10 protein-coding genes are annotated in these 13554 nt (G+C 60.4%); 5 read left to right on the plus strand and 5 right to left on the minus strand.

Features of this window, described 5'->3' with window-relative positions:
• Window positions 1-244 precede the first annotated feature (244 nt).
• The 3 genes from BTN45_RS18845 to BTN45_RS18855 all read left to right on the plus strand — a co-directional run bounded on the left by BTN45_RS18845 (window position 245) and on the right by BTN45_RS18855 (window position 5290).
• A complete protein-coding gene (locus BTN45_RS18845; protein WP_207591677.1) occupies window positions 245-2131 on the plus strand; it encodes a sigma-54-dependent Fis family transcriptional regulator in 1887 nt (628 codons plus the stop codon).
• Between the two features lie 164 nt (window positions 2132-2295).
• The gene (locus BTN45_RS18850) at window positions 2296-3369 is read left to right on the plus strand and encodes a 2,3-butanediol dehydrogenase (protein ID WP_207590509.1); all 1074 of its coding nucleotides are present in this window, start codon (window positions 2296-2298) and stop codon (window positions 3367-3369) included.
• A gap of 118 nt (window positions 3370-3487) precedes the next feature.
• Window positions 3488-5290, plus strand: coding sequence for an NAD(P)/FAD-dependent oxidoreductase (locus tag BTN45_RS18855; RefSeq protein ID WP_207590511.1), 1803 nt, complete (start codon window positions 3488-3490; stop codon window positions 5288-5290).
• Window positions 5291-5690: 400 nt separating this feature from the next.
• Here the strand turns inward: BTN45_RS18855 and BTN45_RS18865 are convergent, their stop codons facing one another.
• From BTN45_RS18865 to BTN45_RS18885, 5 genes are all read right to left on the minus strand, one after another.
• A complete protein-coding gene (locus BTN45_RS18865) occupies window positions 5691-7052 on the minus strand; it encodes an FAD-containing oxidoreductase (protein ID WP_207590519.1) in 1362 nt (453 codons plus the stop codon).
• Window positions 7049-7510 carry a DUF4126 family protein gene (locus tag BTN45_RS18870; RefSeq protein WP_112556323.1) on the minus strand — a complete coding sequence of 154 codons (462 nt, stop codon included), beginning with the start codon at window positions 7508-7510 and terminating at the stop codon, window positions 7049-7051. Before BTN45_RS18870 ends, BTN45_RS18865 begins: the two co-directional genes overlap by 4 nt.
• A gap of 309 nt (window positions 7511-7819) precedes the next feature.
• Window positions 7820-8338 (minus strand): siderophore-iron reductase FhuF, encoded by a 519-nt coding sequence (gene fhuF, locus BTN45_RS18875; protein WP_246751709.1) that lies wholly within the window; start codon window positions 8336-8338, stop codon window positions 7820-7822.
• A 235-nt stretch (window positions 8339-8573) separates the two neighbouring features.
• Window positions 8574-9407, minus strand: coding sequence for an ABC transporter substrate-binding protein (locus tag BTN45_RS18880; protein ID WP_234826156.1), 834 nt, complete (start codon window positions 9405-9407; stop codon window positions 8574-8576).
• A gap of 35 nt (window positions 9408-9442) precedes the next feature.
• Window positions 9443-11638, minus strand: a complete 2196-nt coding sequence (locus BTN45_RS18885; RefSeq protein WP_207590523.1) for a TonB-dependent siderophore receptor — start codon at window positions 11636-11638, stop codon at window positions 9443-9445.
• A gap of 285 nt (window positions 11639-11923) precedes the next feature.
• Here BTN45_RS18885 and BTN45_RS18890 point away from each other — a divergent pair, with 285 nt between their 5' ends.
• Window positions 11924-12670 (plus strand): helix-turn-helix transcriptional regulator, encoded by a 747-nt coding sequence (locus BTN45_RS18890; protein WP_035208712.1) that lies wholly within the window; start codon window positions 11924-11926, stop codon window positions 12668-12670.
• Window positions 12667-13524: an ABC transporter ATP-binding protein gene (locus tag BTN45_RS18895; protein ID WP_207590525.1), complete on the plus strand. Its 858-nt coding sequence runs from the start codon at window positions 12667-12669 to the stop codon at window positions 13522-13524. Before BTN45_RS18890 ends, BTN45_RS18895 begins: the two co-directional genes overlap by 4 nt.
• Window positions 13525-13554 lie beyond the last annotated feature (30 nt).

Raw genomic sequence — 13554 nt, forward strand, 5'->3', positions numbered from 1 at the left:
GCCGGTTGTGATTGCATGGTGCGTGCTCGACATTGCCGGCGCCGGCAGGCCCAGAGTTCAGCAAGCTGGCCGAAGTTGACTGGACAGTCAACGAGAGCGCCACGGAAATCATTCATTCCGTCCCGCGCGGAGATCGAGGTTCCAAATGATGTCCGGCATTCGCCGAAGCATTGGTCACACTGAACAATTGCGGCTATGTTATTGTGGCAGATCACGGGAGGCGGCCTTCGAGGGCCGGTGATTGATGGGTTTTACGGACCACGTCAAGGAAATCGAGCGGGTCGGACAGGGAACCAACACGGGCCGCGACGCCGTTGTCCTGGAGTCATGGCGGCGCTGTCTGGACGCCTACCAGCTCGATCCGGCGCAGGCGCGCGAGGCAGTGATCGTTTCGGAAACACGGCTGCGGGAACACCGTCAGCAGGTGGAAGATCTGGTACACATCGCCCGCTCCGGCCTGGAGCGGCTCTACCGGCAGGTTGCCGAACAGAATTACGTGTTGCTGTTATCGGATCGGCTTGGTGTCACCGTTGAATTCCTGGGTGACCCCTCCTTCAACAACAATCTGCGCAAAGCGGGGCTCTATCTCGGTTCCGAGTGGTCCGAGCCCCGGGCCGGCACCTGCGCGGTGGGCGCCTGCATTGCCACGGGCGAGGCCCTGACGATCCACCAGACCGACCATTTTGACATCACCCACACACCCCTGTCCTGCACGGCAGCCCCAATCTATGATACGCAAGGATCATTGGCGGCCGTTCTCGACATTTCACTCCTCAGTTCGCCAATCCTGAAAGCCAGCCAGAACATGGCGCGTCATCTCGTCTCGTCGACGGTGCGGCGGATCGAGCTTGCCAATCTCATGGCAAACAGCCGTCACGATCTGGTCCTGCGCTTTGCGGGAGCGCCGGAGTTTCTTGACGTCGATCCGGAAGCGGCGATATCCGTAGACGGTGCGGGGCGCATCACCGGCATGACCCACGGCGGCGCCCGGCTTCTTGCCGCGTCGCGCGGTCTCGACTGGCGCACGCCCGAGCTTCTGATCGGCCAGCCCGTTACGGACTTCTTCCATGCGGGGCTCGACGAGTTAGCCTCGCTGACCCGGGCCAGCCTGCCCCAGGAACGGCGGATCGCCGTTCGCGACGGCTCGCTGCTCTTTGCCCATGCCATAGAACCGCAGCAACGCACAGGCAACGTGCCCTCTGCCCGCACTTCCGGCCGATCGCCGGCGATCAACAGGCTCGGCGGCAATGTGCCGGCGATCGACGACCTCAGGCGCAAGGTAGTCAAACTTGCACCCAGCAGACTGCCGATATTGCTGCAGGGAGAGACCGGGACGGGCAAGGAATATCTCGCCCGCATCATTCATGAGATGAGCGGGCTTTCTGGCCGCTTCGTGGCAGTCAATTGCGCCGCCATTCCGGAGCAGCTGATCGAGAGTGAACTTTTCGGTTACGTCCCGGGGGCTTTTACCGGGGCGCTGGCCAAGGGGAAAAAGGGGTTGATCGAGGAGGCCGAGGGCGGAACGCTGTTCCTCGACGAGATCGGCGACATGTCCTATGCCGCCCAGAGCCGGTTGCTCAGGGTTCTCGCCGAGGGCGAGGTACTTCCCGTCGGCGGCTCGGTCGCGCGCAAGGTGGGTTTCCGTGTCGTCTCCGCTTCGCATCGATCGCTGGCCAACATGGTCGCGGCAGGCGGGTTCCGCGAAGACCTCTATTATCGGCTCAACGCCGCCGTCCTGTCGCTACAGCCGCTCCATGAACGCGAGGATCTGCCGTGGCTCCTCGAGCAACTGCTCGATAAACACAATACGAAGGACAGCCGCCTGACGTTATCGGGCGCAGCGAGGCTGCTGCTTCTCAACCATCGCTGGCCAGGCAATATCCGCGAACTCGACAATGCCATCGCCTTTGCCGCAGCACTGTGCGACGATGGTGTGATCGAGATCACGGACCTGCCGGATCATTTGTCGCAGCCTGCCAGCATGCGCGTCGGCGACAGCCTCGAAGCAGACCTGCGTGCCGTTCTCACGAGTTGCAAGGGCAACGTCTCCGAAGCCGCCCGCCGTCTTGGTATCGATCGCACAACGCTCCATCGCCGGATGAGACGGTTCGGTATAGAGCGTCCGCACTAAGCCATTCATTGCGGCATCCACCACACCTGTCGCGCCACAGCTGTGGCGCAATCGTCGTCACATTCCCTGAAAACGCTGTGATTTCCAGCCCTCTCGACGGTCGGGTCGGCTGGCACGGCGGTTGCTCCTCCTGATGGCATGAAAAGCAGCCTTAAGGAGGAAACATGCGCGCCCTCAGATTTCACGCCGCAAAGGACTTGCGGCTCGAGGACATTCCCGAGCCGAAACAGGCGGGACCGGGTCAGGTCATCGTCCGCAACCGCTTCGTCGGAATTTGCGGAACAGATCTTCACGAATACAGCTATGGCCCGATCTTCATCCCGACCGAGCCGCATCCGTTTACCGGCGCCCACGGCCCTCAGGTCCTCGGCCACGAGTTCGGCGGCGTTGTCGAAGCCATCGGTGAAGGCGTGACCTCGGTCGCCATCGGCGACCGCGTCTCGATCCAGCCTCTCGTCATGCCGCGCTCCGGCGACTACTTCGCCGACCGCGGCCTTTTCCATCTCAGCCCGCAACTCGCACTCGTGGGTCTCAGCTGGAATAGCGGAGGCATGGCTGAAGCCGCGCTCGTTCACGAATATAATGTCCAGAAGATCCCAGACGAGATGACCGATGAAGAGGCCGCGCTCGTCGAGCCGACGGCAGTTGCCGTCTACGCCTGCGACCGTGGCGGCGTCACCGCCGGTAACAGCGTTCTCGTTACGGGTGCCGGCCCGATCGGCATGCTGACGCTGCTGGCGGCCCGAGCGGCCGGCGCCACCAAGCTGTTCGTCTCGGACCTGAACGATGCCCGCCTCGAGCTTGCCAAGAAAGTCCTGCCCGACCTTGTCGCCATCAATCCGAAGCGCGAGAAGGTTGGCGATGTCGTCCGCGCACAGACCGAGGGCCAGGTGGGATGTGACGTCGCGATCGAATGCGTCGGCAACGAACACGCCCTGAAGGCATGCGTGGATGCTGTGCGCAAGCAGGGCGTCGTCGTTCAGACAGGCCTGCATCCGCATGAGAATCCGATCGACTGGTTCCAGGTCACGTTCCGCGATCTCGAGGTCAAAGGCTCGTGGGCCTATCCGACCCATTACTGGCCGCGTGTCATCAGCCTGATCTCATCCGGCCTCCTGCCGGCGACGAAGATTGTCACCAAGCGCGTCACGCTTGAAACGGCCGTGAAAGAGGGCTTCGACGCCCTCCTCGATCCGGCTGGCACCCACCTGAAGATCCTGATCGATCTCGCGAAATAAGCATCTCGGCCAAGGCCTGAAGGGAGAGGAGCCCTGAAGGCGGCGGTTTGGAGGCTCTGACGGAACGCCCGGCAGCGGCGTTCCGTGACCATCACCAAGCAATCATGGAGGAGAATAAATGCTTGATATCAGCCCCGGAACCAAGATCGACACGGCCCTTGCGAAGCTCGAAGGAGCGCTGGCGAAAGGCGACGTGGACGCCGCCGCCAACCTGTTTCAGGCGGATTGTTACTGGCGAGATCTGGTGACCTTTACCTGGAACCTGAAGACCCTCGAAGGCCGCGAGCAGGTCCGCGACATGCTTTCCAGCCAGCTTGCCGCAACCAAACCGTCCAACTTTGTGCAGGACACCAGGGAGGCCGCTTCCGAAGCGGGCGGCGTTACCGAAGGCTGGTTCGAATTCGAAACGGGGGTTGCCCGCGGCTATGGCCATATCCGTTTGAAGGATGGCCTGATCTGGACCCTCTTGACCACCATGACCGAACTGAAGGGCCATGAGGAGCCGAAGGGCTTCCGCCGCCCGATGGGGGCGGAGCACGGCCATGACAGAAACCGCACGACCTGGAAGGAAAAGCGCGAAAGCGAGGCGGCGGAACTCGGTTACACGTCCCAGCCCTATGTCGTCATCATCGGTGGCGGCCAAGGCGGCATCGCGCTCGGCGCACGCCTTCGCCAGCTCGGCGTTCCGACGATCATCATAGAGAAGAACGAGCGGCCCGGTGACAGCTGGCGCAAGCGCTACAAGTCACTCTGCCTGCACGACCCTGTCTGGTACGATCACCTTCCTTACATTCCCTTCCCGGAAAACTGGCCGATATTCACCCCAAAAGACAAGGTGGGCGACTGGCTGGAAATGTACACCAAGGTGATGGAACTGAATTACTGGGGCTCCACGACCTGCAAATCCGCCGAATACGACGAGAAGACCGGCGAATGGACCGTCGTCGTCGATCGCGACGGCAGAGAGGTCGTCCTCAAGCCGAAGCAGCTCGTACTGGCAACCGGCATGTCGGGCAAGGCCAATGTGCCGAAATTCCCCGGTCAGGACATCTTCAAGGGCGAGCAGCAGCATTCTTCCCAGCATCCGGGTCCGGATGCCTATGCCGGCAGGAAGGTGGTCGTCATTGGCTCCAACAACTCGGCCCACGATATCTGCGCAGCGCTCTGGGAAGCCGGCGCCGATGTCACCATGCTGCAGCGCTCGTCGACCCATATCGTCAAGTCGGACTCGCTGATGGAGATCGGCCTTGGCGATCTTTATTCCGAGCGGGCAGTTCAGGGCGGCATGACGACGCGCAAGGCCGACCTGATCTTTGCGTCCCTGCCCTACCGGATCATGCATGAGTTCCAGATCCCGATCTACAACAGGATTCGGGAAAGGGATGCCGAGTTCTACCAAGCGCTCGAAAAGGCCGGCTTCATGCTCGACTTTGGCGACGACGATTCGGGCCTGTTCATGAAATACCTGCGGAGGGGATCGGGATATTACATCGACGTGGGGGCCTGCGATCTGGTCATCGACGGTTCGATCAAACTGAAGTCTGGCGTCGACGTCTCGCATCTGACAGAGAACGCGGTCATCCTGAAGGATGGGACGGAGCTGCCGGCTGACCTCGTGGTCTACGCCACCGGCTACGGTTCAATGAACGGCTGGGCCGCCGATCTCATCTCGCGCGACGTGGCGGACAAGGTCGGAAAATGCTGGGGCCTCGGCTCCAACACCACCAAGGATCCAGGCCCCTGGGAAGGCGAGCAGCGCAACATGTGGAAACCGACACAGCAGGAAGCCCTGTGGTTTCACGGCGGCAACCTGCATCAGTCACGCCATTACTCCCAATATCTGTCGCTGCAGTTGAAAGCCCGCCAGGTGGGCATCGAGACGCCCATCTACGGAATGACCAAGCCGCATCACCTGGCCTAAGCACAAAGAGAGCGTCGGCTTTACCGGCGCTCTTTTTGTAAGCATCCTGCGTTGTTGAGTTAAATGGCCGATCCCATCCTCACGCTTGAAGAAATTGCGCGCCATGCGAACGTATCGAAGGCGAAAACCTATTCGCGCGTTGCAAACAAGGAAGAACTCATCGAAGCGGTAATCTAGCGAGGATCCGACCTCACGATCACCGGCCGGCAGTTTCGAGCGTCCGGGTCTCTGTTCTGGTAATCGGTCGAAAGGCCCAGCCGGATAGTAAGATCGTCACCCTCGTCCAGCGAAACGGCGGCGCCATAGACGTCAGAAGGCCGACGTTGAACCAACGAAACGAGCGACAGTCGCCTCATCGATCCGGAAAAGCCTTTGCGCTCCTCGCCGGGCCGGCTGGATGTCAGGTTTCCCTGAGGTCGCCAATCAGTGTAGGCACCAGCTCTCCGACCGTTGGATGGATTGGCACCGCCCAGCGCAGTTCTTCAGTTGTGGCCCCCAGGTTGATGGCGTCGAGCACGCCATAGACCGCCTCGTCACCTCCGACCCCCAGGAAAGCGGCACCGAGTATCCGGTCGGTTTCGGCGTCGGCGACGAGTTTCATGAGGCCAAGCGTTTCACCTTTCTCAACGGCCCGGCCGACGCGGCTCATCGGTCGGGTCGAGACCTTGATCCGGTGACCGGCCTCCTTCGCCTGACGCTCCGTCATGCCAACGCGTCCGAGCGGCGGATCAATGTAGAGGCCGTAACCGAGGGTGCGGTCTGACACTTTTCGGTTGCCGCCATCAAGGAGGTTTGCCGCGACGATCTCGAAATCATTGTAGGACGTATGCGTGAATGCGCCTCGCCCGTTGCAGTCACCAAGGGCCCAAATGCCTTCTGCGGTGGTCTGCAAGCGCTCATCCACCGTGATGAAGCCGCGTTGATCAGTCTCGATGCCAGCAAGATCGAGACCGAGATCATCGGTGTTCGGCCGCCGTCCGAGGGCGACCAGGACATGGCTCCCACGGACTTCACCCTGATCGGTCCGCACGACGACGCCCACATCTTCCTTGGTGAAGGACAGGAGTCTGCGGTTCAAAAGAACCTCGATGCCATCCCCACTCAGAATCTCCGCAATGGCTTGCGAGATATCGGTGTCCTCCCTGGGCGCCAGTTGCTGCCCACGCTCAATGACCGTCACCTCGGCGCCGAAGCGCCGATACATCTGGGCGAATTCCAGTCCGATATAACTGCCACCAAGAACAATCAGATGTTTCGGCAATTTCTCGAGCGCGATCACCGACGTGCTCGTGAGGTATGGCACGTCCTCAAGGCCAGGAATGTCTGGGATGTGTGGCCGCGCGCCGACATTTATAAAAATCTGCGGCGCGGTATAGTCTGTCCCGTCCACGGACACGGCCTTCGCACCGACGAATTTGGCCTGGCCGTGGATCACATCCATCGTCTCGAGACTGTCAAACCAGGATGCCAAACCGTTTCTCGCATCAAGGGTCACCTTCCTGGCGCGGGCCGCTACGGCCGGCATGTTCACTATCGGCTCACCGCTGATGGTGACGCCGAATTCGGATGCGCGCCGCGCAACCTCCGCGGTCTTGGCGCTGGCGACCAATGCCTTGGTCGGCATGCACCCGGCGTTGACACAGGTGCCGCCAAGATATTTGCGTTCGATCAGGACCACCTTGCGCCCCATCGCCGCCATGCGGGCGGCAAGGAATGGTCCGGCCTGACCGGCCCCGATGAAGATCGCGTCATACTCCCTCATGACACGGACACCACGACGATCAGTGCGAGCAGGATGGCGACCGCATCCTCGATCAGGGCGGCGGGAAGGTCGCGGCCGAAATGCCTGGCGAGATAAGCGCGGCCGGATGCACCGCCGAAGGTTCCGACGACAGCGCCGATGACCCCCGCGAGAAGCCCGGGAACCACCATTCCTGCAGTTGCGGCGACCGTCGCACCGCTGAGAGCGCCCATTATAACCCGTGCTCCGAACTGAACGGGTACCTTGCGTGAGGGCGTGCCGGGAAGCTGGTCGGCAATCAGTTCCACGATGGCAAGCACAGTCAAAATCGCCGCAGCCCAGAGCGAGCCCATGAAGGAGAGAACGCTTGGAGAAATATCGAACCACCCGAGATAAGCGCCCCAGGAGACTGCGGCCGGGGCAGTCATGGTGCGCAGACCGGCGACAAGCCCTATCAGCATTGCGAGAAGAATGAGCATTCAGATCCCCCTAAGCTAAGTCGGCATGCCGCGGCGCCCGGCTGATGCGCAGTTGACAGTTCCCTTGCCCGTCTGGGCCGTCCTCGGTCGACACGTCCGAAGGAAAGCCGGAAGATCGGCCGCGACGGCGTCCCGGATTGATCCTCAACTTGCCGTTACCTACCGGACAGATCGCAACCGTACCATGGCGCGCCAGTTTGGTCGACAGGGCCGCTGCGTGGTGCCGTGAGCCAGCGCCCCGTCGTTTCCGTTGTTTGAGGTCCTGCAAATTTGCTGAAAGGGGGCACGCTATCTGCTTTCGGCAGGCCCTTAATTTTTTCCCGAAGAACAGTGCCGCCCCGGGCACGGGCACGTCTTGCAGTAACCCAGTCCGTCGATCAGATATCGGATACAACAGACGCGGCGGAGCCGCTCCGGCTGGCCATCGCTTCCAGGGTAAAGGATAGGTCTGAAAAGCGGGTTACGTGAGCCATCTGCCATCTGAGGCAGCTCAAGCAATGCCAGTGCATCCGCGACGCCTGCACCAGGGCAATCATTATCCCCGGCGTAACCGCGGGCGATACCTTCGAACAGGTTGCCGGCATTTGACCAAAGGACGTTGCGAGACAGCCCGCTCACCTCGGACACAGCTCGGATAACTGCTTCGATATTGCCCCTGATCAGAAAATCGAAACGGTCCTCTGCGGACTTCGCTCGGACCGGGTGGCCGAAATCAGTCAGGCCGAGCGAAACGACCTCCCCTTCACCGCTTATTTCGATGCTCAAGTCCGCCGGCGTCAGAGTTACCCGCCAATCCAGTAAGATGGCTGCGGTGGCAATCGGTCTCATCACCCTTGCGAAGTACCGCTTTGACCACTCCCCGGCAACGGCGGCAATGGGCGCGTTCGCCCCGTGGCGGCGACCGTAACTGTTAAGGACAGCCAAAAGACAATCGGGCTCCAGCAATTCAGTGAAAGCCAGATCGGCGGGCCGCCTGCGCCGGAAGCAGTCCCGCCACTGCGAATGTGCCGACTGCCGCAGCAATTCGCCAAGAACCTCCGACCTTCGCATACGCTCCCGCAGCCTAAACGAGCCGGGTGACAATCTGGCGAGCCAGATGCTGCAGTGAGGCCGTGGAGCCGAATGGCCAGGATGGCATGCCGGTCAAACGGACATTTCCTTGCGCTACGACCGGCAACATGGGCCAGAGCGAAGCATTGAGAAGATCAGCCGGAACGGTCTCGCCGAGGATGAACAAGGTGCTGTCGCTCCCAAGGGAGGCAAGTCCTTCAAGATCGATTGTCGTAAAACCGAAAGGTTGCGGTGACATTTCAATGCCATCGGCAAAGCCGATCTTCCTGAGAAGGCCGGAAATTGCGGCGTTGGGCGCAAAGACGCGCAACCGCGGAACGCCCGGCAACGGTTGCGCCACGACCAGCTTGCGGCCTGCCACCTGCCCGGCATGGCGCGACTTCAGGTTTTCGATCTCATCATCAAAACGTCCGAGGAGCCTTGCGACGTCATCCGATCGCGAAAGCGCTGCGCCCGCCTGACGGGCGCTCTGACAGACGCTCGCCAGCATGTCACCGCCATTTTCCTGATCATCGATCAGATGAACCGGAGCGATCTCACCGAGCGCATGAGCGATGGACGCGTGCCGATACCGCGACGTCAAGATGAGGTCAGGCAGCAGTTTGCGGACCGCCTCAAGGCTGGGCTGCTGTCGTCGCCCCACCTCGACGGCATCGGAAAGGCCTTCATTTGCGACATCGACCCATGTTCTGTACCCGGAGATTTCCGCGCATCCAGCCGGCGATATTCCAAGGGAAAGCGCAATCTCGGTAGCAGTCCAATCGAGCGTGACCAGGCGTGAGGGTCCTGAGGCGGCAAGCGACCCTGGCGCCGCAATCAAAGCCACCGCGCCACTCAAGAACGATCGTCTGCCTATACCCGCTACCACTTCACGCTCACTGTTCCGACAACGGTCAAACCCTGCCCGTAATAGCACTGCGTGGTGGTGTTGCAACCGGCGACGTAGGTCTTGTCTCCGAGATTGTAGCCGTTGAGCTGGAACGAATAGCGATCATGTTCGTAACGGGCAAAGGCATCGACCAGCGTATAACCGGGAACGAAGAATGAGTTCGCGGTATCCCCGGCAGTCTTGCCGATGCGTCGGACACCACCACCGACTGTCAGCTTGCCGTTCCAGCTGTCCGGCATCGGCAGATCATAACTCACGAACAGCGACTGCTGCTGCTTTGGAACGGTATACGGCATTTTCCCGATCTGGGTGGGCGTCTGGCTCTCGGTTACCACAGGATCCTGCCAGCTCGCCGCCGCAGTAACATTGAGACTGTCCCAAAGGGTGGCGTTGGCCTCCAGTTCGATCCCGCGGACGCGCACCTCGTCAGTCTGGTAATAAACGCCTGCAACACGGTTGACGACATTCTGCTGCGTCGCCTCGAAGCCGGAAAGAGTAAGGCTGAAGTCCTCGCCCTGTGGCGCAAATTTCACGCCGATTTCCTTCAGCTCGCCCTTGGTTGGCTTCAGCGGCGTTGGCGCCAATGTCAGCACCGGGGAGAAGGACGTGGAATAAAGCGCGTAGGGCACAAGACCGTTATCAAGGACATAAGCGGCACCGACCCTGCCGGTGAAGGCTCTATCGTCCTGCCGGTATCGGGTGGTAAGACCGCTGGCAAGCGTGGTGCTGTCGGAATCGTTGCTGACATGGTCCTGGCGGCCGCCAACCGTCAGTCGAAGCCCGCCGAGTTCCATTTGATCCTGTAGATAGAAACCGACCTGACGCTGCGTCTGATCAAGACGTGTCGTCAGTGCTGCCGGCTGTACGCCAATGCCGTAGACCGGATTGAACAGGTCGAGTGTGGGGCCACTGCGTGATCCTGTCCTGTTCACAAGGTTTTGCCACTGCACGTCGATACCGCCGAGAAGCGTATGGCTGATTGGCCCACTGTCGAACTTGTACTCAAGATTGGTATCCAGCGCCACGGCGTTGAGCGTTGGCTGCGCATTGTAAACGAGGCGTGAAAGCGTGCGCTGGTTGGCGGAAAGGCCGTTGCCGAAAAGGTTTTGATAATTGACGTCCAGATATGAGTACCGGAAATTCTGGCGTAGAACGAGATCGTCGTTAATTGCGTGTTCGAGCCGATATCCAATATAGGCCGTTTCCTTGTCGTAAATCGCCAACGAGGGATCGCCGTCCGAAAAGCTGCGCGGTATCGTCAAACCGAGACTATTGGAATAGATGCTCCCGAGTGCTGGAATAAGCGAAGGCACCTGGCCGGCGTCATCCTTCATATAGGCGCCATAAACCGTGAGACTGGTATCTTCATCCGGCGACCACCTGACTGTCGGGCTGATGGCGAAACGGTCGTTCTTGCCGAAATCGTTCATTGTTTCGCTATCGCGGATAATGCCTTCCAGGCGATAGGTAAGATTTGAATCCGCACCGACAGGGCCCGTGACGTCAAACCCTGCTTCCTTCTGATTATAACTTCCGAAGCGCGCGTAGACTTCTCCGCCAGCAGTCTCTGACGGATCCTTGCTGACCATGTTGACGACGCCGCCGACATTCGTTTGTCCAAAAAGCGCCGAACTTGGTCCGCGCAGCACTTCCACGCGATTAAGGAAGTAGGGTTCCACTCGAAAGCCGGCATAGCCACCGGTCTGGTTTGCAATCTGCGGCACGCGCAAGCCGTCGAGATAGAGATCGGCGCTAAAGCCGCGGATGCTGAAGTAATCCGAACGGGGGTCGTTACCGTAGCGTTGGCCGTTGACGTTCGCGCTATAGAGCAGGCTGTCCGCCACCGTCTGCACGGCTCGATCCGTCATCGCGCCACGGGTAATCACGGAGACGGATTGCGGCGTCTCGGCAATCGCCGTCGTAGTCTTGGTGGCCGAGGCCGATTGCGTCGCAACGTAGCCACGCTGTTCGACACGCGCCCCTTTGGCCGCCGTCTTTCCCTGTACGACGATCGGCTCGAGCACGGTGGACCCATTTGCCTCTTGCGCCTCAACCCTTCCCGGTTGGAGGACAAGTGCTCCCAACGCAACGCCTGACACCAGAAACAGGAGCTGCTGTCTGGTGACGTGGCAGGTTGATGTGCGAAGGCGAAGGTGGGTGTTCTGCATTCGAGGACCTGTGATAGGAATACTGCGTAAGGGCTACTCCGGACTGTCCGCAGTGATTTTCTTTTCCCGCACGCTTGGCCGCTTAACTAGACTTTTTTTATCAGCATTGTCAGGTCAAAATCGAGCTCTCGCGGGCCATTTTGTGGCCCGATCCTGTTAGATGATATTATTCTGCTCTATCAGGCCAATTTTTCCTTTTGAAATACAGACGCGACGCGACTATGGCTCTTCCCGTTGGATGCGGCGGCAAGGCCCCCGTGAGGAATCCCATTGCCTGGAAACACGATGAAACAGCCGCAAAGGGCAGCCGATCTTCAAAATGTGCCGCGGCCTGTCGCTGCCATGGCGCGGACCTACGAGCAAAGCGTCGATTTTGGCTGGCACAGCCATCGCCGAGGGCAATTGCTCCAGATCATCGACGGCTTCATGACCGCCCGCACCCCCGACACCTCGTTCATCATCCCCTGTGGTTACGGTTTGCTGATAACGCCCGAGATACCACATGCCGTCCATTCGCACGGGCGGGTTTCCATGCAGTCGGTCTATATCGAGCCGGACCCGGGGATCGCCATGCCCTGGGAGCCGCCACGTGTCATCTCGACCTCGACGCTCCTTTCGGCCACGGTTGGAGCGTTCCTGAAGGAACCAACTCTTTATGACGAAAATGGGCGCGGCGGACATCTGGCAGCTCTGATACTCGAAGAAATTGCCAATGCGGAGGAAGGCCCGTTTGCGCTTCCAATGCCAAGTGATAAGCGATTGCAGCGGCTGTGTCGGGATCTTTCCGAAACCCCATCGCTCGATCTTGATATAGACCGCTGGGCAGACAATCTCGGCATGAGCCGGCGCACCATGACCCGGAAATTCCGAATCCAGACGGGCATGAGTTTCGCCGAATGGCGGCGTCGCTTGCGCATGGCGCATGTCATGCGCCGGCAGGCGGAGGGAGCGCGCCTGGAAGAGGCGGCCGCAGACGTCGGTTATCGCAGCCTGTCCTCTCTGCGCAAAGCCATGCGCGAGGCTGCCGGATGACGGGGCTCGCAAGCAAACAGAAGACGGAGACAATCGCCGCTCAGGCGATTGGTCTCAGCGTCATCTATGATCAGGCTCAAGCGCTTCGGCAGGTCGATTCAATCGCATTCGAAGGCCGTATTACCGTCATATGCGGCGCGAACGGTTCCGGGAAAAGCACGCTGCTCAAATGCCTCGCCGGGCTCGAACAACCGACGGAGGGTGAGGTCCACCTGGCCGGGCGGCAACTCAACGCTTTGTCACGGCGCACCGTCGCCCGTCAGGTTGCCGTCATGAGCCAGACGCCGGAGGTTCCGATCGGTCTGAGCGTCGAGGAACTCGTTGAACAAGGCCGTTATCCTCATCGCCCCTGGCTGGGACGCCTGTCGGCACAGGACCGCAGAATTATCGAAAGCGCCATCTTTCGCGTCGGCCTCCAGGACTTACGTGCACGTCAACTCACGACCCTCTCCGGCGGTGAAAGGCAGCGCGCCTGGCTGGCCATGGCTCTGGCGCAGGAACCGCGTGTCCTCTTTCTTGATGAACCCACGAGCTTTCTCGACATCAGACATCAGGCCGAGCTGCTGACACTCCTGCGCAAACTCAACTCGGAGAAAGGGCTCACGATCATCGCGGTGCTTCACGATCTCAATCAGGTTATGGATGTCGCCGATGACGTCGTCCTGATGCAGAAGGGTCAGGTTCTCGCGGCTGGGCCGACACACCAGGTGCTTCGGGCTGACCTGCTGCGGCAGGCCTTTGAGTGCCACGTCGATCTCGTCCCACATCCCGACGGAAGCGGGCGAACCTATTGCATGGTCGACTGGGTCGGCACCGGCAATCAGCAAAACCGCCCGGCTTTGGCTCAACCATGACTGTGTCTCGCCTCACCCTTCATCGATTGG

The organism is Rhizobium sp. ZX09 (assembly GCF_017357485.1).
Classification (GTDB): Bacteria; Pseudomonadota; Alphaproteobacteria; order Rhizobiales; family Rhizobiaceae; genus Agrobacterium; species Agrobacterium pusense.

What these genes read in the sequence shown, in the direction of transcription:
- BTN45_RS18845 (WP_207591677.1), top strand. Translation starts at nt 245, where the DNA reads ATGGGTTTTACGGACCACGTCAAGGAAATCGAGCGGGTCGGACAGGGA.
- BTN45_RS18895 (WP_207590525.1), top strand. Translation starts at nt 12,667, where the DNA reads ATGACGGGGCTCGCAAGCAAACAGAAGACGGAGACAATCGCCGCTCAG.
- BTN45_RS18855 (WP_207590511.1), top strand. Translation starts at nt 3,488, where the DNA reads ATGCTTGATATCAGCCCCGGAACCAAGATCGACACGGCCCTTGCGAAG.
- fhuF (WP_246751709.1), bottom strand. Translation starts at nt 8,338, where the DNA reads ATGAGACCGATTGCCACCGCAGCCATCTTACTGGATTGGCGGGTAACT.
- BTN45_RS18865 (WP_207590519.1), bottom strand. Translation starts at nt 7,052, where the DNA reads ATGAGGGAGTATGACGCGATCTTCATCGGGGCCGGTCAGGCCGGACCA.
- BTN45_RS18885 (WP_207590523.1), bottom strand. Translation starts at nt 11,638, where the DNA reads ATGCAGAACACCCACCTTCGCCTTCGCACATCAACCTGCCACGTCACC.
- BTN45_RS18870 (WP_112556323.1), bottom strand. Translation starts at nt 7,510, where the DNA reads ATGCTCATTCTTCTCGCAATGCTGATAGGGCTTGTCGCCGGTCTGCGC.
- BTN45_RS18850 (WP_207590509.1), top strand. Translation starts at nt 2,296, where the DNA reads ATGCGCGCCCTCAGATTTCACGCCGCAAAGGACTTGCGGCTCGAGGAC.
- BTN45_RS18890 (WP_035208712.1), top strand. Translation starts at nt 11,924, where the DNA reads ATGAAACAGCCGCAAAGGGCAGCCGATCTTCAAAATGTGCCGCGGCCT.